Raw genomic sequence first — 22,507 nt, 5'->3', positions numbered from 1 at the left:
ACCATTTATTGACAGACCTGGTCACCCAAATAATGGGTGACCAGGTCATACATATTTTACCATCAAGTCAGTCTGTGATTGGGAATCCCCTCCGTATAATGAAAACATGTTACGATATCGTTAGAAAAATAGAGGAGGACTTACAATGACAAGAAGGCTTTACTATGAGGATCCATATCAAATGGAATTCGAATCTACCATTATTAACATAGATGAAGATGAGCGTGGAAGTTATGCGGTACTTGAAGAAACAGCATTTTATCCTACGGGTGGTGGGCAGCCGCATGATACAGGAAAACTGAATGGAATCGAAGTAATTGATGTGGAAGAACTCGACGGCGAGGTACGACATTACACGAGAGAACGGCTTTCGGACGGGGATGGGAGGGTGTATGGAAGTATCGATCAAGCGCGACGAATCGATCATATGCAACAACACTCTGGCCAACATATCATCTCAGCCGTTTTCCATGATGACTTCGGGGTACCGACAACGAGCTTCCACTTAGGAAAAGATACGGTGACGATCGATCTGGATACAGAAAAGCTATCCGATCGTCTTTTGGGACAGGCAGAAGACCAAGTAAACCGCATCATCCGTGCGAACTACCCGGTAGTAACGAAATGGGTGTCTGTGGAAGAGGCGGAGCAATACCCTTTACGAAAAACACTGGCCGTTGAAGATGAAGTCCGCCTTGTCATAATTCCGGAAATTGATTACAACGGGTGTGGAGGTACACATCCTAACGCTACAGGAGAGGTGATGGCTGCCAAGTTTTTAGGATGGACGAAAAACAAAAAACAGGTGCGCCTAGAATTTGTCTGCGGGTACCGGGTGTTGGATAAGCTGGGTCAAAAACACCAAATACTAACGGAAATGAAGCAGATCGTTCCGAAACCAGAGCAACAGCTTGTCGAGGAGGTCCAGGAGTTGATCAAGGCTAGTAAAGAAAAAGATAAGAGAATCGCTGAACTAGAAGAACAACTTCATAAATATGAAGCGCGGGAAATCATTGAAGACTCAATTGAAGAGAATGTGATTCAGCGAGTGTTCCTGAACCGTCCCATCAAGACGCTGCAATCTCTAGGAAAAGCGATCAGTGAAAAAACTCCTGAGGCATATCTGATTTTGATCAGTGAACAAGAAAATCAATTACAATTCGTGCTTGCTTGTGGGTCAGATATTGACCGGAATATGAATGAAGTCGCGAAACAAGTGCTGCCTATAATTGAAGGAAAAGGTGGTGGAAAACCGAATTTTGTACAAGGAGGCGGCAAGAGATTGATCGAAGGAGTGGATCTTGCTGACCGAGTGAAGGCCTTACTATGATCAAATGAAACCATCTCTTGGATCAATAATACACAAGGAATCGGAACTTCCATAAAGGAGGTTCCTTACTTTTTTTATCTCTAAATATTTGAATTTTAAAAAAGTAAATCCCTATGATGTACATTGTATATTCACCATCTTGGGATGAAAGCGTATACATTAAGGGTTCTGTGGGTGCTACAATAAAAATGTGGAAGGGGGACAGACGGAGTGGAACTTAACGAAAGAAGTAATAAAATACTCCAAGAATTAGTTGTTAATCCGAAAATCACGAGTACGACACTTGAGAAGAAATATGATCTAACACGGAGACAACTTGGTTACAGTTTCAACAAAATCAACAATTGGTTGGTGTCTCACAACCTTCCTGAAATTGAGCGAACGAGACAAGGGCAATTCATCATTGACCGATCGATCTTTGTCCGCGTGAATGGCGAACATAAGCCAAGCGTTGAAACAATAGTACTATCAGAAAGACAAAGGGTTCATCTGATTATCTTGATGCTCATATGCAGAGAAGAATTGTCCTTGAACCATTTTACCTTCGAGCTGGATTTTAGTAAAAATACCATTTTGAATGACCTGAAAGAAGCCCAGTCCTTTTTGGATCCTTATGAGATCACCATTAAATATTCCCGAAAGACAGGCTATATGTTGGAGGGGAAGGAGTTTCAAATTCGCCGGGTGCTAATCAAGGTCACTTATGAATTGCTGATGCATACTGGGGCAAGCAAAGTGAAAGAATTGTCTCTACTCTCTTCGGAGCAATTGACTAGATTCAGGCAGCAAATTGAGAAACTCGAAGAAAAACTTAATATTCAATTCACGGATGAAAAAATAGAAATGATGCCTTATATTCTTGCCTTGATTTTAAGAAGGGTCGAGAGAGGCTACGTCATTTCCAACTTCCCATTGAAGCATGAGGATGTTTCGAGTACGAAGGAGTACCAGGTCATGGGAGAGATCTTTGCATCGATGGACATTCCTGAAGAAGAACGTTTATTCATGACCCTCCATTTATTGACGACCAATGTGTATCGGTCTGAGGAACTAGCAGATATCGAGTCGATGTCAGATTTGATTCCGATCATTGAGCATATGCTTCAACTTTTTGAAAGAAGTGCCTGTATCTATTTTCAGGACAGGGAGCAACTGGTCGATAAGCTCTTCCAACATATCAGACCTGCCTACTACCGTATCAAGTATGGGCTCACAGAGACACAAGTCATTCAATCTTCTATTGCAGATGAGCTCAAAGAGATCCACCATCTTGTCAAACGTTCCATTGCTCCTCTGGAAGGTTTCATTGGAAGAGAAATCCCGGATAATGAAGTCGCTTATTTGACGATGCTTATCGGTGGGTGGATGACAAGACAAGGGGAAAGCATTGAAAAGAAAGTCAAAGCCATTGTCGTTTGTCCGCAAGGTGTTTCGGTATCCCGGTTGTTGTTCAATCAGTTGACCGAGCTGTTCCCTGAATTCGTCTTCCTGGATTCCTTATCTAAGCGTGAATACATGGAATATGAGTTGGATTATGATTTTGTATTTTCCACGATTCCGTTGGAAAGCGATGAAGATGAGAGAGTGATCGTATGTCAGGCTTTCCTCAATCGTGACGACCGATTGCGCTTAAGGAAACAAGTCATGATGGAAGTACAGGGATATATATTGAATGATATTCATGTCGACCATCTCATGGATATCATTAGGAATCACACGACCATCCATAATGAAAAAGCGTTGGTCGAAGAGCTTAATTCTTATATCCACCGTGATGGAGAGTCTTCCATTAAACAAAGTTTGGAAAGACGGGCCCTTCACTTAGATCAACTTATTCCTTTGAATCACATTACCGTTAAAGATTCGGTCGGTTCTTGGGAGGAAGCTATTCAAATCGCATCTGAACCGCTGGTTACAAGGGGGTATGTGGAGCAGAGGTATGTGGATACAATGGTTCATCAGATGGAAAGAGATCCATATATCATCATTGCACCTCATTTCGCCATCCCTCATGCAGCTCCTGAGGATGGAGTGATAAAAGCGGGGATGAGTTTATTGAAAGTGGAACAAGGAGTTTCCTTTAATGAAGATGAGACTGTTCATGTCATTGCCGTCATAGCTGCCGAGGATAAGAAAAAGCATATGCATGGATTAATGCAATTGATGAACTTAGCGGGTTCAGAACTAGACCGAACCAAACTCATTCAAGCGGATGAAGCAGAAGAAATCCATGAGCTGATTCAAACTTATTCCACTGAATGAATGGTGCAAATATTTTATATAGTGTGGTGAATATGATGAGCAATATCTATTTTAATGAATCTGTCATTCTACTTAACGTGGAGGCAGCTTCCAAAGAAGAAGTACTAGAAAAAATGGGGCGTAACCTAATCGATGAGAACTTAGTTAAAGAGAGTTTTATTCCCGCTATTATCGCAAGGGAAGAAGAATATGCGACGGGACTACCGACAGCGGGAGTAGCGGTGGCTATTCCTCATACGGATGTGGAGCATGTCCAACGCAAAACCATCAGTATAGGGGTGCTGAAGGATGCGGTTGAATTTGGTGTCATGGGTGATGATAAGGAAACGATTCCAGTGCGGATTGTTTTTATGCTAGCTATGGATGAAGCCCATTCGCAGTTATCCTTACTTCAGCAGTTAATGAGTGTTTTTCAAACGGAGGAAACTCTATTATCTATTCTTAAAGAAGAAAATAAAACGAACATTAGAAGTCTTTTAGAAGAAAAGCTAGACTTCGGTGTCCTTGAAGGAGAGAAATAATAATGGCGAAAAAACAAGTATTGGTCGCATGTGGAGCAGGAATCGCAACATCTACGGTCGTGAACGGGGCTATTGAAGAAATGGCAAAAGAGAACAATCTGGACGTCGATCTCGTTCAAATTAAAATCTCCGAAGTAGGCGGATATGTAGACACAGCGGATTTGCTGGTTACGACAGCGATGACTCAAAAAGAATACCCATTTCCGGTTATCAACGCACGGTCTTTCTTAACCGGAATCGGAACAGATGCTACGAAAAAAGAAATTTTGACAGCGCTTCAAAAATAAAAATCTATTAAATAAGGAGAGGGATTATTATGGCAAAAAAACAAGTATTGGTCGCATGTGGAGCAGGAATCGCAACATCTACGGTCGTAAATGGAGCTATTGAAGAAATGGCAAAAGAGAATAACCTGGATGTGGATCTTGTCCAAATTAAAATCTCCGAAGTAGGCGGATATGTAGATACAGCGGATTTGTTGGTTACGACAGCGATGACTCAAAAAGAATTTCCGTTTCCAGTCATCAATGCAAGGACATTTTTGACTGGTATCGGAACAGAACAGACAAAAAAAGAAATTCTACAGGAACTTCAAAAGTAAACGAACAACACAATTTTGTCACCTGTTAGAACGAGGGAGGACTATACATGCAGGGTTTCGTCGACATCGTACAAGGGTTTTTAGACTTAGGGGCAACTGTCATTTTGCCTGTTGCCATTTTCTTATTAGGTTTGCTATTCGGCCAGAAACCAGGGAAAGCCTTTCGATCTGGTTTAACGATCGGTGTAGCATTTGTGGGGATTTTCTTAGTTGTTGATTTGCTTGTCAATAACTTAGGTCCAGCAGCACAAGGTATGGTCGATCGTTTAGGTGTGGAGTTGAATGTGATCGACGTAGGATGGCCAGCCTCGTCTTCTATCGCCTGGGCATCAGTTGTAGCGGCATTCATTATTCCATTAGGTCTTCTCGTCAATGTCATCATGCTTTTGACAAAAACGACAAAGACGATGAACGTCGATATTTGGAATTTTTGGCATTATACATTTATGGCCGCAATGGTTTATGCGGTATCTGGAAGTATTATTCAAGGGTTGATTGCGGCGGTCATTTTCCAGGTGGTCTGTCTTAAAGTGGCAGACTGGACTGCACCTATGGTCAGTAAATTCTTTGATCTTCCTGGTGTTTCGATTGCTACAGGAAGTACCATCTCTTATGCTCCTGGGATCTTTTTAGTTCAGTTATTGAATAAGGTCCCTGTCGTGAAAAATTGGAACGCGGATCCGGAGACGATTCAGAAGAGGTTCGGTATTTTCGGAGAATCTATTTTCATCGGCTTGTTCTTAGGAGCTGCTATTGGAGTCCTTGCTGGTTACAGTGTAGGGGAAGTCATTGAAATCGGAATGGCTATGGCAGCAGTTATGGTTCTGATGCCTAGAATGGTCAAGATTCTTATGGAAGGATTAATGCCTGTCTCTGAATCTGCACGTGAATGGTTATCGAAACGTTTTGGAGATCGGGAAATTTATATTGGATTAGATGCAGCGGTTGCTTTAGGTCACCCTGCTGTCATCTCCACGGCTTTGATTCTAGTGCCTGTTACAGTGGTTCTAGCAGTCATCTTGCCAGGGAATTCCCTTCTTCCGTTCGGGGATTTAGCCACAATCCCATTCGTTGTCGCCTTTATTGTTGGAGCTGCACGGGGGAATATCGTTCATTCCGTAATCGTCGGAACATTGATGATTGCCTTATCCCTTTACATGGCTACAGACGTTGCGCCTGTGTTCACAGAAATGGCTGTAAATGCTGATTTTGATATGCCGGAAGGGTCTGCAAAAATCTCAAGTATCGACCAGGGCGGAAACTTGGTCAACTGGATCATCTTCAAAGTATTTAGCTTGTTCAATTAATTGGAGGGATAAGATTGAAAGCACTGGTGAAGACGGAGCTTGGATACGGAAATTTAGAAATTCAAGATAAACAGGAACCAGAAGTCGGCAAAGGTCAGGTTAAGATCGAAGTGAAATATACTGGTATTTGCGGGTCCGACATCCACACATATGAAGGCCATTATAAAGTGAAAGTTCCTGTCACACTCGGGCATGAGTTTTCAGGAGTCGTTGTCGATGTTGGAGATGACGTTACAGAATTTAACATCGGAGATCGTGTCACATCTGAAACAACCTTCTATGTATGTGGAGAATGTGAATATTGTAAAAGCGGGGATTACAACCTTTGCAACTATCGTAAAGGGCTGGGTACTCAGCAGGACGGTGGGTTCGCCAAGTATCTGATTGCACGTAAAGAAAGTGTTCATCATCTTCCGCCCGAAGTGGATTACCGCTCTGGTGCGATGACAGAGCCCCTTGCTTGCACCTACCATGCCGTCGAAAAAACGGTCATCAATCCTGGTGATTTAGTTGTCGTCATTGGCCCAGGGCCGATCGGGTTGTTTACCGCGCAAGTCGCTAAAAGTAGAGGAGCGACAGTTGTCATTGCAGGGTTGTCCCATGACCAAATTCGGTTGAGCAAAGCAGAAGAGCTTGGTATTGACTATGCCATAGATATTCAGGAGCAGGACCTTCAAGAATTTGTCAATGGACTTACGGATGGGTATGGAGCAGATGTCGTCTACGAATGTTCAGGAGCTGTTCCAGCCGCTAGTCTAGCCTTGGATCTATTGAGGAAAAAAGGACAGTATGGACAAGTCGGTATCTTTGCGAAGCCTGAGATCGAGTTCAACTTAGAAAAAATCATCCAAAAAGAAATACGGGTCGTGGGCAGTAGAAGTCAGAAATCTGCCGATTGGGAACCTTCTCTAGATCTTATGAACAGTGGCCGAGTGAACGCTCGCTCACTAGTAACACATGAATTCCCAATTAATGAATGGGACCAAGCTTATCAAGCCATCAAAAGTGGAGAAGCCATCAAAGTTTTGTTGACACCGGTGGACGAATAGAAAAAGAAATGAGGGTTTTAAATGGTAGATGCATTTCTTGAATTCATGTTAGGACCGATGCGATCTATTGGAGATGTTTATTTTGAAAACCAAATGATTTTCAATTCCATCATTGTAGGTGCAGCCTGCTGGAAATTAATGAATAAAAGATCGTCTTCCCATTCCGAATCTGCGGAAGAAACGGAAAATGTGTAGAAATAGAAGGTGAGATACATGAAGACATTGAATCTTTATGGGACACAGGATTTACGATACGAAGAAAAGCCTAACCCCGTTCTGACTGGGGAAGAGGAAGTTGTTATTAAAGTGAAGGCCGTTGGTATTTGTGGATCAGATGTTTCCAGATATAAGAAGCTTGGCCCCTATGTGGAGGGAATGACCTTTGGCCATGAGTTTTCTGGTGAGGTTGTTGAAGCAGGATCAAAGGTGGACAATATCCGGGTAGGAGACCGTGTGGCAGGATGCCCGACTTTCTACTGTGGAGAATGTCATAGCTGCTTGAAGGGAAACTTATCCCAATGTGAAAAATTAACATTGATCGGAGCCCGTCACCCAGGAGCTTATGCTGAATTCGTCAGTCTTCCCGCTACCCATGTCCTTCGACTTCCTGACAATGTTGATTATGAAGCGGCAGCAATGGTTGAGCCGTCGTCTGTAGTCGCTCACGGATTTTATCGAACGAGTTTACAACCAGGATCGACGGTAGCCATCATGGGATGTGGCAGTATAGGGTTATTGGCTGTTCAATGGGCGAAAATCTTTGGGGCTAAGCAAGTGATCGCCATTGACATTGATGATCAGAAACTGGAAATAGCGAAGGAAGTGGGAGCGGATGTGCTGATTAATCCTACTGTCCATCCACCTCATAAACGCGTATCCGAAGTCACAGAACAGTTAGGGGTGGACTTAGCTGTTGAATGTGCAGGCTCTCCGATAACTTCAGAACAAGTGCTTGCCCTTCCTAAAAAGGGAGGGGAGGTTCTCTATATGGGAATCCCCTATGCTAACATAGAAATCGAGCGTTTTTATTTTGAAAGAATCGTCCGTAATGAACTAAAAGTTATCGGGTCCTGGAATGCTATTTCCGCTCCTTTTCCAGGAAAAGAGTGGCAATCGACACTTCATTATATGAGTAACGGGCAGTTGAATATACAACCGTTAATTTCTCATCGATTATCATTGAAAGAAGGCCCATCCACGTTTGAAAATCTGATCAATCAAAACGGTTCTTTTATTAAAGTTATGTTTTATCCGCATTATACCATTTAATAGTGTAGACCAAAGGCCGCTGCTCGCGGCCTTTTTTTATGTCTAGAATATAAAAACTTCCAAGAGTGTAAGGTTTTTATCAAGAGCAATACAACAAATCGTAATTATTACTATTTACAAAATGTAACCATTACGATAGTATATTTGTGAACAAACAGTAATCATTACGATAATTGCTTTTCGAAAGAGGAGGAGAAAGGATGTTGAAAAATTTTGCAAGGTTATTCAGCTTGATAGTCGTTCTTTTAGCAATGACTGCATGTGGGGAAGATGAATCGACTAGTGGAGACGGGGAGGAATCGAGTGAAAAAATAAAAGTTTTTACAACTGTTTATCCACTACAATTCTTTACGGAACAAATAGCTGGTGATAAGGCTGACGTGGAGTCCATTTTGCCACCAGGAACGGATCCACATACGTATGAACCCACTTCAAAGGAAATGATAGAAATCGCAGAAGCAGATGCCTTCATTTATAATGGAGCTGGTTTAGAATCTTATGCTGAAAAAATCTCTGATTCTATTGAATCTGAAGATGTGCAGATCCTGGAAGCATCTAAAGGAATAGATTTGGAGGAGCATGTACATAGTCATGACCATGCACATGCCCATGGAGAGAAAGAGGGCAATAACGATAATCACGACGAGCATCATCACGGAGGCCAGGACCCCCATGTGTGGCTGGATCCTATCCGTTCCATACAAATGGCAGAACAGGTGAAAGAAACATTGGTGGAGTTAATGCCCCAAAAAGAAGACACGTTTAACAAAAACTTTGAAACTTTGAAAGGAGAACTGGAAGCACTGGATAATGAATTTCGGACAGAAATCGAAAGTTTACCAGGAAACAAAATTATCGTCTCTCATGCAGCGTATGGTTATTGGGAGCAAGCATATGGAATCGAACAACTTGCCATATCAGGCTTGAGCCCAACAAATGAACCTTCTCAAAAAGAGTTAGAAGAAATCATTGAGACCGCGGATAAATATGGATTGAAGCATGTATTCTTTGAACAGAATGTGACTCCGAAAGTAGGGGATATTGTAAGAGAAGAAATAGGCGCCGAGGCTTTGCGTATTCACAACTTATCGGTTCTTACAGAGGAAGATATTCAAAATAACGAAGACTATTTTACACTTATGCAACACAACCTGGAAGAACTGACAAAGTCTTTATCTGTTTCAAAAGATGTCTCTGATCCAGAAGAACAGCATGAACATGAAGAGAATCATGACCATGGTCATACCCATGATCATAGTCATTCACATGATGAAGTAACTGAAAAAATTTATGAAGGTTATTTTGAGGACAGTCAAGTGAAAGATCGCCCTTTGTCAGATTGGGAAGGAGACTGGCAATCGGTTTATCCGTATCTTCAGGACGGTACGCTTGATGAAGTATTCGAACATAAAGCAGAAGATGGAGACAAAACAGCGAAAGAATATAAAGAGTATTACAAAGAAGGTTACCAAACGAATATAGATCGCATTGTCATCCAGGGCAAAAACGTATCCTTCTTTGAAAATGGAGAAGAAACCTCTGGAGAATATCAGTATGATGGGCACGAGATATTGACATATGAAGCTGGAAATAGAGGGGTGCGCTACATCTTTAAACGAAGCGAAGAAGTGGAAGGGCTCCCTTCCTACATTCAATTCAGTGACCATAGCATTGATCCTACAGAGGCGGATCATTATCACTTATATTGGGGAGATGACCGTGAAGCTTTATTGGAAGAAGTAACGAACTGGCCGACATATTACCCTTTTGATTTATATGGCCATGAAATTGCTCATGAAATGATGATGCATTGATATCCTCTTTAAATACACACTTACAGGAAGGGAATGGGAAGAGCGACTTCACGGTCTTCCCATTTATATTAATTGAAGAAGAGAATCTAGATAGAACCTTTAAGGAAACACAGCTCAAGAGAAAATTTGTCTTTCTTCAAGCTTCCATTATTCGCTTAAGAAATTTCCAATTCGGTTAGACTAGCTTATACTTGAACATGTTATGATGGATATCTTGATGAATTTAAAAGAAATAGCTTAGGTAGTTACATATATAGGAGGTATTATTAATGGATAATAATGATATATTAATTCGACTAAGATATGCCCTGGATATAAAAGATCAAGATATGATTCAAATATTCCAGCTTGGAGGGGTAGAGCTGACGAAAGAAGAAGTTCAAAAGGTCCTCACAAAGTCAGAGGAAAGTTATGATGCGGAAGATGATGAGGGATATGAAGATGAGGAACACATTAAATGTACAAACAGTATGTTAGAGTCTTTTTTGAATGGATTGATTACGTTTGAGCGAGGGCCTCAAAAAACAAAAGATGGAGAACCAATGAAGCCGGACCGGTCGATCAGGAATCACTCAAGTGTGAATAATGTCATGCTTAAAAAAGTGAAAATTGCATTGAAATTAACGAGTGAGGACATCATCGATATTTTAGATAACGCTGGGGTTTCGATCACTAAAGGGGAATTAAGCGGCTTGCTAAGGAAAGAAGGCCATAAGAATTATCGACAGTTTGGTGATCAATACGCGAGGAATTTCTTAAAAGGATTGACTATCAAATATAGAGGATAAGGGGAGAGGTCAAACCATACCGGTCTGACCTCTTTTTTGAATGGGATCTTTTCTATAAAAGACACGCCACAACAGGGACCGTTTCTCTATTGGATGAATAAATATTAAGAGTATCGACGGTTTGTAGTCGTAGAATGTTGTCTTTCTTCCGTTCTTGAACGTGTGTTGTTCGTAGGATGGTTATTGCTTGAACTTCCTGTAAAGGCTTCAGTTTCGACTGTTTGTCTTTCGGAAGAGTTTTGGTGAGAAGTGTGGTCATTGTCTTGATAATGATCCGGATACATCGACTTGTTCTCTGTATGGTTAGAAAGGAATGTACGATAGACTTTATCTCTCAATTTGTCTGTAGCTTCGACAATGACAATGATTTTCCCAGCTTTCAAATGATCTTCGTATTGACGGGCATCTCTTTCAGGCATGCCTGCACCAACAAGGGCGCCGACAATTCCCCCTCCACCTGCGCCAACGCCTGCGCCAGTCAGAGAAGCGGCTATTGGACCAGCTGCAGCAATTTGGCCGATACCAGGGATGGCGAGAAGACCTAAACCAGTTACCAGACCACCAATTCCACCTAAAGCTCCTCCGGAAACTGCTCCTAATCCTGCTCCTTTTCCAGCGTTTTTCCCGCGGCCGCCTTTATTGGAGGTTACAGAGGTATCCATTTCCTCTTCTAATACGTTCACTTTACTTTTGTCTCGGGCAAAAACGGAAATATCATTGGAACCGTATCCGTGATGCTGTAGATCATTAATTGCTTTCTCAGCATGTCCGACTTTAGAAAAAACGCCACCTATAATTCTTGTATCCATCTTTAATCCTCCTTTATATTTTCTCTTAATAGTCGATACCCGATATGAAAGTCAGTAACCATTTTGTGATGGAATCAGGACTTAAGAATCAGTATTTATGGTGAGAGATTACGCCTGAACATTTTTACAACTATGTAAATAGCCTATCTTCAACGGTGGTACGGCATACGATCAGATGGCGACGAATAGCCGATCCCTATGATTTTCAGGGGCATTTAGACAATAATCACGACATGAGGAAAGGACATATTTCCTCTCTATGTCAGACATTGCACTTCTTCGGATCCTGAAATATATTTGAGGAACTTCAAATGGAAGGAACCTTTCAATAATCTATAAGTTTATATCATTGTTTTTTAATTTATGCGTAATACATATGTAATCATATTAAATGAATATAACAGTTGAGTTATAATAGGTGACTTTTATAGTAAATATGTTATGATGAATCTCGTCGTGATACACATGACGATTATGAAATAGCTAGTATACAAGATTTCATCATGGAAAGAATGATGAAAGAGTGGATACAGGTTAATCAACGGAGGTTTTATCATGTTTTCAAAGTTTAGAAAAAAAATGAATGACCCCGCGTTTAAAAAGAAATTTTGGATTTATACTGCTGTGATGGCGATTTTCTGGGCGAAGATGTCCATTGTTCAAGGTGGTATTTTTACACTGGATATAGAAAATGCCAATGAGGCGGCTATTTTAGCTTTTAATCCAATAAGCAGTATTTTCCTTTTATTCGGAGTGGGGATTTTGCTTGCAGGTCGAAAAGGCCTCCTGGCCAGTTATATACTTGGTTCGGTCTTATTGTATGTAAACGTGCTTTTTTACCGGGAATATCATGACTTCCTGACTATACCTATGTTGGGGCAAGCTGCCAACTTGGCTGGTTTAGGTGGAAGTATTACAAAAATTTTGGCTGTGACAGACATTTTCTTGTTTGTTGATGTATTTGTTGCCGTGTTTCTACTATTCTATTTAAAACCGGCACGATTGCAGAGTTTCGTTCCTAAACGGAAAGAAGGGTTGATTTTAGCTGTTATCGCCATCCCTTTGTTCTTAGTTAACTTGGGTTGGGCACAAACGGAACGTACAGAATTGTTACAACGAGCATTTGATCGCAACATGCTGGTCAAATATATCGGCGTACTCAATTTCCACGCCTATGATATTGTTTTGCAGGGACAAACGGAAGCGAAGAAAACATTTGCCGACAGCAATGAACTTGTTCCTGTGTTGAATTATTTGAATGAGAAAGAAACGGAGCCGAACAGTGAGATGACTGGAGTAGCGGAAGGGAAAAACGTTATTCTTTTATCCCTTGAGAGTACACAAACCTTTGTCGTGGACAATACTTTGAACGGCGAAGAGCTTACCCCGTATTTCAATGACCTGAAAGAAGAAGGAGCTTATTTCAGCAACTTCTATCACCAGGTAAAACAGGGGCGTACCTCCGATTCAGAGTTTTTGCTTGATAATTCATTGTATGGACTGAACCGGGGAGCCGCATTCTTTACGCATTCAGGTAATGAATACGAAGCGACCCCTGAAGTGTTAGGTGAAAAAGGCTACACGTCTTCAACGATGCATGCCAATGATGAGACATTTTGGAATCGTAATGTGATGTATGAGTCCCTTGGTTATGATGAGTATTACTCTAAGAAAGATTTTGACGTTACCGAAGAGAAGTCCTACGGATGGGGCTACTTGGATGAGTATTTCTTTAGTGATGCTTTAGAGAAAATGGAACAGATGGAGCAGCCATTTTATAACAAAATGATTACGTTGACGAACCACCATCCATTTACACTTCCTGAAGATAAAAAATTCATTAAAGAAGGAGACACATCCAGTACCACATTGAACCGTTACTTCCAGACGATTCGTTATCAAGATGAAGCGTTAAAACAGTTCGTTGAGAAATTCAAAAAATCTGATCTCTATGAAGATACGATCCTAGTAATTTATGGTGATCACTTCGGGATTTCTGAAAACCACCAGCAAGCGATGGGTGAGTATTTGGATAAAGATATTAATGCTTATGAACAATTCCAGCTTCAGCGAGTACCTCTACTCATGATCGGAGAAGGAATTGAACCAAAAGAACATGATACTGTCGGAGGACAAATTGATTTACGTCCAACGATTATGAATCTACTTGGTGTCGAAGATGAAAACCCCATTCAATTCGGACAGGACCTATTCAGTAAAGATCGTCGTGAAATGATGATCACCCGTGATGGTGATTTTGCCAATGAAGAATATGTGGGTGTCAAAGGAAGCTGTTTTGATAGAGAAACAGGTGAGAAGGTAGAAGGAGAGGCTTGTGCTTCTGGTTTCAAAGAAGCAGAAGAAGAACTCGCTCTTTCTGACTCTGTCGTATATGGAGATCTGCTTCGTTATCTTGATCAAACGGAATTGATTGAGGAAAAGGACTCTTCTGAACAACAAGAATAAAGATATAAATGAGAGCTTGCAGAGAAACCCTGTGTTTTTCTGCAAGCTCTTTTTATATAGCAACGAATGTTAGGAGTTGGAGTAATGGGGTAATTTGTCGAATACTAAAATAGTTGCTTTTCATTCTTCCATGTTTCTGTCGTATTCTGAAATTACTGTACAACATTCTAAAATAATTTTGTCGAATTGTTCCATAACGTTGGCGATTTCTCTATTATCCAGATTTTTGGAGAGGGGGGCGCCTGGCTTACTCCTCGATCCGGTCATTATTCTAAGTAAGAAAATCCATAATTAATGAAACTATTAATCATTACCGCCATTTCCTTCGGCGAACGATCCATATCTTTTTCTATCCAATCCTTGATCACATGAATCGCCCCACTGATCACAAAGGAGCTCAAATACTCGGATTCCTGCTTGTTTACCACATGACCATCCATCAAGTTGGTCATCATAAACCCCCTTGTCAGGTCCATCATGCGTTTTTCAAAAGTAGGGACAGCTTTTTTGTTCAGCAGGACTTGGAACATAAGCTTGTTTTCTGTGATGTACTCTAAAATTTTCTCTGTCATTTGAATCGATTCTTCTTCGCGTTCATAGCTGTAACTATATAAGTACTGGTTCATATCTTCCGTAATTTCTTTCTCCATTTTGCTCAGTAAGTCGTAGTGATCGGAATAATGGGTATAGAATGTGGAGCGATTGATATCAGCCACTTCGCAAACTTCTTTCACAGTGATGTTTGATATTGGTTTCTGGGACAGTAGAGTGATCAGACTTTCCTTCAGTACTCTTCGTGTGTATTTTTTTCTTCGGTCTAATTTCCCGCTCATTCGTAAACTCCCTTTTGTTAAATTTATGTGACAATCCAACACAATCATAAGAGTGTGTTGGTTAACTGACGTTATTTAGAAAACTGTTTGTTGAATATCCAACACGGTGTCAATAAAATAATAGAGTGTATGAAAAGGATATGCAAGAGAGGGGAAGGCCTTATTCATTTGATAGCTCGAATCATTAAACATAAGAAAAGCATTGTCATTATATTTATGATCCTTACGATATTAAGCACGGTGGCACAATTTGCCGTTTCAGTCAATTACAATATGGTCGATTATCTTCCGAAGGATTCGCCCTCAATGAATGCGATGAATTTAATGGAGGAAGAATTTGATGAACCGGTAGAGAATGCACGTGTAATGATTCAAGATGTCTCGATTACTGAGGCGTTGACATATAAAGAGGAACTGGAAGCAATTGAAGGGATCAGCGGAGTCATGTGGCTTGATGATGTTGTTGATTTGAAAGTACCTCTGGAAATGGGCGATTCAGATACCATTGAGTCTTATTATCAGGACAAAGCTGCTTTATTTTCTTTGAATATTGCAGAAGGTTATGAAGTGGAAGTTACAGATGAAATTTATGACTTGATAGGAGAAGAAAATGCAGTCGCGGGTGAAGCCGTCAATACTGCAACATCTCAAAAAATGGCCGGCAGTGAATCGATGTATGCGGGAGCTTTGCTCGTTCCCATTATAATCCTGATTTTGGTCCTATCCACGAATTCCTGGATGGAGCCGGTTTTCTTTCTAACAGCAATCGGCGTCTCTGTACTGATTAACTTAGGAACAAATATTTTTATCGGAGAAGTGTCCTTTGTAACTCAGTCCGTGGCCCCCATATTGCAATTGGCGGTCTCACTCGATTATGCGATATTCCTGCTGCATAGTTTTTCCGACTATCGTAAAGAAGTGTCCGATCCTAAGGAAGCCATGCAGCTTGCCATGAAACGCTCGTTTCCTGCAATCGTTGCGAGTGCTTCGACGACGTTCTTCGGTTTTACAGCTTTGACATTTATGGACTTTGGAATCGGTGCAGACTTAGGGCTTAACTTGTTGAAAGGTATTTTGTTGAGCTTCATTAGTGTGATGGTCTTTTTACCTGCATTAACATTGATGTTTTATCATTGGATCGATCGGACCCAGCATCGGTCGTTTGTGCCTGATTTCAAAAATATCGGCAAACACGTGATGAAATTCAGAATTCCAAGCTTGATTTTAGTTTTATTGATCATCGTACCAGCTTTTTTGGCTCAAAGTAATACATCATTTATATACGGTACTGGTGAACACCCGGAAAACACACGGGCTGGTCAGGATGTAACAGCTATACAGGAAGCATTCGGGAAGAATATGCCGATGGTATTACTTGTGCCTGAAGGGGACAGGGCAAAAGAGGAAGAATTGGTCCAGGATTTAGAAAGTCTTCCTCAAGTTTCAAGTGTTCTTTCTTATGTCAATATGGTTAGTCCAGCGATACCGCCTGGGTATTTGGATGAATCAATGACGGAATCTTTTTATTCCGATGACTATGCACGGATCACCTTATACACGGAAACGGACGCAGAAGGAGAAGAATCTTTTTCGCTTATTGAAAAAGTACAGGAAACTGCTGACTCCTATTATGAAGAGACACATCTGCTTGGTGAAAGTGTCACTTTGTACGACATGAAAAATATCGTCCAGAAAGACAATAAATTGGTCAATTGGCTAACGATCATTACCGTAACGGCTGTACTATTGATAACTTTCCGGTCGATATCGATACCGCTTGTTTTGTTATTGACGATTCAAGCGTCAGTTTGGGTCAACCTGTCCTTCCCGTATTTTATGGATACACCACTCGTCTATGTCGGTTATCTGCTCATCAGCACGATTCAACTGGCAGCGACTGTTGACTACGCGATATTATTTACGGAAAACTACAATCATTTGCGAAAAGAAATGCCGGCATTACAGGCGATTAAGAAAACCATTGATGATAAAATTTTCGCGATTTTTGTATCTGCATCCATTCTATCAAGTGTCGGGTTCATTTTATGGATTACCTCCTCTAACCCGATTGTATCCTCGATAGGATTATTGCTGGGGCGCGGAGCATTGTTGGCATTTATTATGGTTGTTTTCGTCCTTCCAGCGTTGTTGGTCGCTTTGGATTGGGTCATCGAAAAAACTACGTGGAAGCCAAACTTTTATAAGGGGAAATGATGATGAGAATAAAACGTGTGACACCGGTTTTCCTAGCGTTTCTTCTTGTGATGGGAACATTTCCGGTATCCGCTGAAGAAAGCGAAAAAGCAACAACAAATAGGGAAAAAGGTTCCTATTCTGAAAAGCATGAAGTAGTGTATGCCACCCTGGATGCTGCCGGAAATCAAGAAGAGATGTATGTCGTTAATAACTTCAATATTAAAGAACCTGGCCGTATTGTCGACTATGGCCCTTATACGAGCATACAGAATTTGACAGATCTGACAGAAATGGAACAACAAGATGATGAGGTCGCTATAACTGCCGAAGAAGACGAATTTTATTACCAAGGAAATTTAGAAGGGCAGTCCTTACCATGGGGCATCCATGTTTCTTATCAATTGGATGGGAAAACGATAGCACCTGAGGAATTGGCTGGGGAAGATGGAGAGCTTCAACTACAAATCGAAACAGAGAAAAATGAAGAGGCGGATGCAAGTTTTTTCAATAATTATTTAATGCAAATCACACTGCAGCTGGACTCTTCCATTTATGAGAACATACAAGCACCAGAAGGAACCATAGCCAATGCCGGGAAGAATAGACAAGTGACTTTCACCGTCATGCCTGAAGATGAAGGAAGCTTTATTTTAAATGCGAATGTTACTGATTTTGAAATGGAAAGTATCGAATTCGCGGCGGTCCCTTCTTCCATGTCTATCGATGCTCCAGATATCGGTAGCATGAAGAATGAGATGAGTTCTTTATCTGATGCCACAGCGGAAATCAATCGAGGCGTAGCAGATTTAAAGGATGGTATAGCAGATTTAGACCATGGAATCGCAAGCCTTTATGATGGATCGGAAGAATATAATAACGGTATTCAGGGACTTAGTAACGGATCATCGGAACTTGTCAGTGGATCGTCCTCTATCAAAGAAGCTCTACAACAAATGAGCGAATCGGTCGGCTCTGGCTCTGGAGAGATGAACCTCAATGACATTGTGAAAATGGAAGAAGGACTACGGCAGATTGCAGGAGGTCTGGAAGAAACGGAAAGCGGGCTTACTAGCTTGAAGGATCAGTATGGCAAAGCTCAACAAGCATTAAGTCAGTCCATCGAGGCGATCCCTGGTTATCAAATTTCAGAAGAAGACATTCAGGCTCTGTATGAGAGTGGGGCTGATAAGGAAGTTGTCGGTCAACTCGTGGAAACTTACAAGGCGGCAGCTGCAACCAAAGAAACTTATGCGAATGTAAAAGAGGCCTTTGGTGCCGTCGGCCCAGCTTTAGAAAAGAGTGCCGGCTCCTTGAGTGATATGAGTGCAAACCTTTATTCAATGGCTGATCAAGTGGGAAACAGTCTCGACAACATGGATGTAGCTGAATCGATGGAAGAATTGCAGCAAGGGTTACAGACACTATCATCCAACTATAACGATTTCCATGCTGGACTCACTGACTATACTGGCGGTGTAGATCAGTTAGCAGGATCCTATGAAGAACTCCACAATGGGTTGGCGGGTCTTACCAATGGATCGGATCAGTTGAAAAATGGTGCAGCTGAACTCCATAATGGGACATCAGAATTAGCTTCATCGACAAGCGACTTACCTGGTCAAATGGACTCTGAAATCGATCAGATGGTAGAAGAGTATGATAAATCTGATTTCGAACCCGTTTCGTTTGTTTCCTCCCAAAATGAAAAGGTAGGTTCCGTACAATTTGTCATCAAAAAAAAGTATTAAAAAAGAAGAAGAAGAAAAGCAAGCTCCCGAGGAAGATGAAGAGAAAAATTTCTGGGATCGTTTGTTGGACCTCTTCAGATAACACAGAAAACCTTCTCTCACAAGAAATAGAGAGAAGGTTTTTTTGTTATCAGAAAGTAGTTTTCCAGTGGAGGTAATGACTGATCCCCGATATCTACTTTTCCAAAGGTTGAATGTATTCCTTGTTTTAATAGTGGATTCATCAGAATAGGGAAAGGTTTCCATTTTCTTGCATTGCATGATGGGGAAATTTTGTAGACATAAGGTGACGCATGTTTTGGATATTTTGAAAGGGAATGTTATGACGAATTATGTAGAGTTTTGCGTGGTCTTGTCGAAGCTCTACAGGTAATATTTTGAATATATCATTATTTTCAAAATATTGTTGAAATTATTAGGCGCTCTATGTATAATTCAGTCTAAGAAAGCGTTTCCACAAAACTTAATAGGATTACAGTAACCTGTTTGTGGAAACGTTTTTATGTTTGTGGTGCTTTTGAAATAAATGTTAAGGGAGGTGAACTTCCGAAGAAGGGAGGCAGTTTAAAGGTCTAGCTTTCATAAAAGAGGAGGGACATAACGAATTATGATGAAAAAGAATTCCAGTTTCATAGTTGCGATGATTCCTGCCGGTATAGCACTGAACTGGGTAGCCAACTCCATTGTAGAAATGCTCAAGCTACCATTGTTTCTGAATAATATCGGAACTGTATTAAATGCCATAGTGTTGGGCCCGCTTTGGGGCGCAGCAACCGCTTTGATGACCAACGTAATATTAGCTCTTATTGTTCGATGGACGTATTTGCCTTTTGCCCTTGTCGGAATATTTGTGGCTTTTTTAGCCTACTTCTTTTATAAAAAGGGATGGTTTAAGAAAGCTTGGAAAGTCATGACAGCAGGTGCCGTGACAGGAATATTAGCCTCAGCAGTAGCGACAGTCATATCGGTTTATGCTTTTGGGGGATTCTCTGGACATACAGTGGATGTATTGACCGCAGGCTTGATCGCTTCCGGACAGGAAATCTTCAACGCAGCTTTTGTTGCCAATATTCCGGGCACGGTAGCTGATAAATTACTGACGTTCTACATCGTGTGGATGATCCTTAAAATCTTCCCGGTTCGCTTCCTTCCGAATGCTAAAGACATAAGAGAGAAGATTGGGATAGCGCCGAAAAATAGTGGGGGCAAAAAGAAAACGGCATAAAAAAGAACATCAATACAATTGAACTTTGGGGAAAACGAGTTGTTTGATGCTCCATTTACTTAATTTATTTAGAGGATATAGAAAAAAAGAAAAGAATTCAAAAGATACGACTTGGTTGAATGCATGGAAGAGGATCTAATGTGTGTATTTTATATTGGGTCCTATTCCAACTATTTGAGGAGGGGTGGCCTTTGGATTTGCGTAAAGATGCTTTGGAGCTCCATCAGAAATATCGTGGAAAATTGAGTGTGGAAGTAAAAGTACCTGTGGAAAGTAAGGAAGACCTGAGTTTAGTTTATTCTCCAGGAGTTGCGGAACCTTGTAAGGAGATACATGAAAGGGAGGAAACCATCTACGACTACACCATTAAAGGAAATTTAGTTGGCGTCATAACAAATGGGACCGCGGTTTTAGGACTTGGAGACATAGGGGCTGGCGCTTCTTACCCTGTGATGGAAGGCAAAGCTGCATTATTCAAGCTCTTTGCTGATGTAGATGCATTTCCGATCTGTATTGATCGCAAGGACCCTGATGATTTCATAGAAGCAGTGAAAGCTTTAGAACCGACTTTTGGTGGAGTAAACCTCGAGGACATTTCTGCTCCAAATTGTTTTTATATTGAGGAAACACTGAAGAAAGATCTTGACATCCCTGTTTTCCATGATGATCAGCATGGGACTGCGATAGTGACAGCGGCCGGTATAGCGATAGTCAAATTGCTTGTGAATATGGGCGTTGGGGATATTATCCTTTGCGATTCGAAAGGCGCGATATACCAGGGACGTAATTACCGAATGAATCCTCTTAAAGAACAGGTCGCTGCAATGACTAATAAAGCAAAGGTTAAAGGAAATTTATCAGAGGTTTTGAAAGAAGCGGATGTCTTTATCGGTGTATCTGTTGCGGGAGCTTTAACAAAAGAAATGGTGGCTGCGATGAACCGTGATCCTGTGATTTTTGCAATGGCAAACCCAATTCCTGAAATTATGCCTGAGGAAGCTTCAAAAGCAGGTGTTGCGGTGATGGGGACTGGGAGATCTGATTTCCCGAACCAAATCAATAATGTATTAGCTTTTCCAGGAATTTTCAAAGGTGCATTGAGTGTATCCGCTAAAGAAATAAATGAAGGGATGAAGATTGCTGCTGTTGAAGCTATTGCGGCTTTAGTTGATAACGATCGATTGAGTAAAGAATACGTAATCCCAGATCCATTAGATGGGCGTGTCGTTGATGAAGTGTCCCGAGCCGTAGCGGATGCTGCCATACGAAGCGGCGTAGCTAGAAAGATTAAAATATCGGATAGGGTGGAGGTTAAACGATGAAATTTTTGCGTTTTACGATCGAAGGGGAGAAGAAACTAGGGGTGCTTGAAGATGGAGCAGTAAAAGAAATTTCAGGTGATATCTTTAAAGCCTGGGGGTATACAGGTGAAACCTATTCAACAGAAGAAATTGAATGGTTGGTTCCCTTAGAGCCAAATCAAGTAATAGGGATTGGGGCAAATTTTGCAGCGGAGTTGGATGACCTACCAGAAAAAGGACCTGATATGCCAGTTTTCTTTTTCAAGCCGAACAGCTCTGTCATCGGTCCCTCTGACGATATTCAAATACCTGGAACCATCGAAGAAGTGAAGTTTGAGTCCGAACTGGCTGTTGTGATTGGGAAAGAAGCTAGTGGACTAAAAGAAGAGGAAGTACTGGATCATATTTTCGGATATACAATTGGGAATGATGTGACGGCCCCTCAATATTTCCACGAAAACGGTCATTGGACACTAGGAAAATCATTTGATACCTTCACACCTCTTGGTCCTGTAGTGGAAACGGAGTTTGACCAGGAAAAAGCGGTAATAGAAGCTTTTCATAATGGGGAGTTGAAGCAGAAGAGTCCAACAAATCTAATGATCGTCACGATCGAACGGATGGTTTCGTATTTAAGTCATGTGATGACACTGCAGCCTGGGGATGTGATTCTTACAGGAAGCCCCGTTGGAGCTGAGTTTTTAAAGGAGGATGATGAAATAGAATGTCGCATCGATGGAATTGGCTCACTGAAGAACTCTGTAAGGAAGGCGAAGCAGATAACACCTGTTTCCTAAATTCTTATTTAATCCATCTATAGAAACGTTTCCATAATCAAAAAAGGATTTTTAAAAATAGATATCTTTATTTTCTGAAAATTGTTGAATTGGACCATTCCTGTAGAGTATAATAAGTGGAAATAGAAAGCGTTTGCATGCACTTGCTTGGGAAGGTGGGAGAAGGTTTTTTATCTCTCTGCATAAAAACG

19 protein-coding genes are annotated in these 22,507 nt (G+C 41.2%); 17 read left to right on the top strand and 2 right to left on the bottom strand.

The annotated features are described in order from the left end of the window. Positions 1–145 precede the first annotated feature (145 nt). The 11 genes from BMZ58_RS08840 (at position 146) to BMZ58_RS08795 (ending at position 10,941) form a co-directional block, all read left to right on the top strand. Positions 146–1,330 carry an alanyl-tRNA editing protein gene (locus BMZ58_RS08840; protein WP_075036187.1) on the top strand — a complete coding sequence of 395 codons (1,185 nt, stop codon included), beginning with the start codon at positions 146–148 and terminating at the stop codon, positions 1,328–1,330. A 210-nt stretch (positions 1,331–1,540) separates the two neighbouring features. Next, a complete protein-coding gene (locus BMZ58_RS08835) occupies positions 1,541–3,592 on the top strand; it encodes a BglG family transcription antiterminator (RefSeq protein ID WP_075036186.1) in 2,052 nt (683 codons plus the stop codon). After that, positions 3,589–4,113: a PTS sugar transporter subunit IIA gene (locus tag BMZ58_RS08830; RefSeq protein ID WP_425268650.1), complete on the top strand. Its 525-nt coding sequence runs from the start codon at positions 3,589–3,591 to the stop codon at positions 4,111–4,113. Before BMZ58_RS08835 ends, BMZ58_RS08830 begins: the two co-directional genes overlap by 4 nt. 2 nt (positions 4,114–4,115) lie before the next feature. Beyond that, on the top strand, positions 4,116–4,400 hold the full coding sequence (locus tag BMZ58_RS08825; protein ID WP_075036185.1) for a PTS sugar transporter subunit IIB: 285 nt from the start codon (positions 4,116–4,118) through the stop codon (positions 4,398–4,400). Between the two features lie 29 nt (positions 4,401–4,429). Further along, entirely contained in the window at positions 4,430–4,714 is a 285-nt protein-coding gene (locus BMZ58_RS08820) for a PTS sugar transporter subunit IIB (protein ID WP_075036184.1), read from the top strand. Between the two features lie 47 nt (positions 4,715–4,761). Next, positions 4,762–6,021, top strand: coding sequence for a galactitol-specific PTS transporter subunit IIC (locus BMZ58_RS08815; protein ID WP_075036183.1), 1,260 nt, complete (start codon positions 4,762–4,764; stop codon positions 6,019–6,021). A gap of 14 nt (positions 6,022–6,035) precedes the next feature. Then, positions 6,036–7,070 carry a zinc-binding dehydrogenase gene (locus BMZ58_RS08810; protein WP_075036182.1) on the top strand — a complete coding sequence of 345 codons (1,035 nt, stop codon included), beginning with the start codon at positions 6,036–6,038 and terminating at the stop codon, positions 7,068–7,070. Between the two features lie 21 nt (positions 7,071–7,091). Continuing rightward, positions 7,092–7,265 (top strand): hypothetical protein, encoded by a 174-nt coding sequence (locus tag BMZ58_RS21070; protein WP_167360054.1) that lies wholly within the window; start codon positions 7,092–7,094, stop codon positions 7,263–7,265. Positions 7,266–7,283: 18 nt separating this feature from the next. After that, positions 7,284–8,339, top strand: coding sequence for a galactitol-1-phosphate 5-dehydrogenase (locus BMZ58_RS08805; RefSeq protein WP_075036181.1), 1,056 nt, complete (start codon positions 7,284–7,286; stop codon positions 8,337–8,339). A 200-nt stretch (positions 8,340–8,539) separates the two neighbouring features. After that, complete coding sequence (locus BMZ58_RS08800) at positions 8,540–10,153, top strand: metal ABC transporter solute-binding protein, Zn/Mn family (protein ID WP_075036180.1); 1,614 nt, start codon at positions 8,540–8,542, stop codon at positions 10,151–10,153. 269 nt (positions 10,154–10,422) lie between these two features. Continuing rightward, positions 10,423–10,941: a YehS family protein gene (locus tag BMZ58_RS08795; RefSeq protein WP_075036179.1), complete on the top strand. Its 519-nt coding sequence runs from the start codon at positions 10,423–10,425 to the stop codon at positions 10,939–10,941. 104 nt (positions 10,942–11,045) lie between these two features. Here the strand turns inward: BMZ58_RS08795 and BMZ58_RS08790 are convergent, their stop codons facing one another. After that, positions 11,046–11,750 carry a general stress protein gene (locus tag BMZ58_RS08790; RefSeq protein WP_075036178.1) on the bottom strand — a complete coding sequence of 235 codons (705 nt, stop codon included), beginning with the start codon at positions 11,748–11,750 and terminating at the stop codon, positions 11,046–11,048. Between the two features lie 555 nt (positions 11,751–12,305). Here BMZ58_RS08790 and BMZ58_RS08785 point away from each other — a divergent pair. Then, positions 12,306–14,216, top strand: a complete 1,911-nt coding sequence (locus BMZ58_RS08785; protein ID WP_083412646.1) for an LTA synthase family protein — start codon at positions 12,306–12,308, stop codon at positions 14,214–14,216. A 266-nt stretch (positions 14,217–14,482) separates the two neighbouring features. Here the strand turns inward: BMZ58_RS08785 and BMZ58_RS08780 are convergent, their stop codons facing one another. Then, positions 14,483–15,049: a TetR/AcrR family transcriptional regulator gene (locus tag BMZ58_RS08780; protein WP_075036177.1), complete on the bottom strand. Its 567-nt coding sequence runs from the start codon at positions 15,047–15,049 to the stop codon at positions 14,483–14,485. A 216-nt stretch (positions 15,050–15,265) separates the two neighbouring features. Between BMZ58_RS08780 and BMZ58_RS08775 the strand changes: the two genes are divergently transcribed. From BMZ58_RS08775 to BMZ58_RS08755, 5 genes are all read left to right on the top strand, one after another. Then, entirely contained in the window at positions 15,266–17,263 is a 1,998-nt protein-coding gene (locus tag BMZ58_RS08775; protein WP_075036297.1) for an efflux RND transporter permease subunit, read from the top strand. Positions 17,264–17,265: 2 nt separating this feature from the next. Next, positions 17,266–18,993, top strand: coding sequence for a YhgE/Pip domain-containing protein (locus BMZ58_RS08770; RefSeq protein ID WP_244151518.1), 1,728 nt, complete (start codon positions 17,266–17,268; stop codon positions 18,991–18,993). Positions 18,994–19,600: 607 nt separating this feature from the next. Then, complete coding sequence (locus BMZ58_RS08765) at positions 19,601–20,218, top strand: ECF transporter S component (protein WP_083412644.1); 618 nt, start codon at positions 19,601–19,603, stop codon at positions 20,216–20,218. 191 nt (positions 20,219–20,409) lie between these two features. Further along, positions 20,410–21,540 carry an NAD(P)-dependent malic enzyme gene (locus BMZ58_RS08760; protein ID WP_075036176.1) on the top strand — a complete coding sequence of 377 codons (1,131 nt, stop codon included), beginning with the start codon at positions 20,410–20,412 and terminating at the stop codon, positions 21,538–21,540. Further along, the gene (locus BMZ58_RS08755) at positions 21,537–22,316 is read left to right on the top strand and encodes a fumarylacetoacetate hydrolase family protein (protein ID WP_075036175.1); all 780 of its coding nucleotides are present in this window, start codon (positions 21,537–21,539) and stop codon (positions 22,314–22,316) included. The genes BMZ58_RS08760 and BMZ58_RS08755 overlap by 4 nt, the downstream gene beginning before the upstream one ends. Positions 22,317–22,507 lie beyond the last annotated feature (191 nt).

This window comes from Halobacillus dabanensis (assembly GCF_900114165.1).
GTDB lineage: Bacteria > Bacillota > Bacilli > Bacillales > Halobacillaceae > Halobacillus > Halobacillus dabanensis.
The sequence above is the reverse complement of the archived record's forward strand: the minus strand, read 5'-3'. Positions and strand labels throughout refer to the sequence as shown.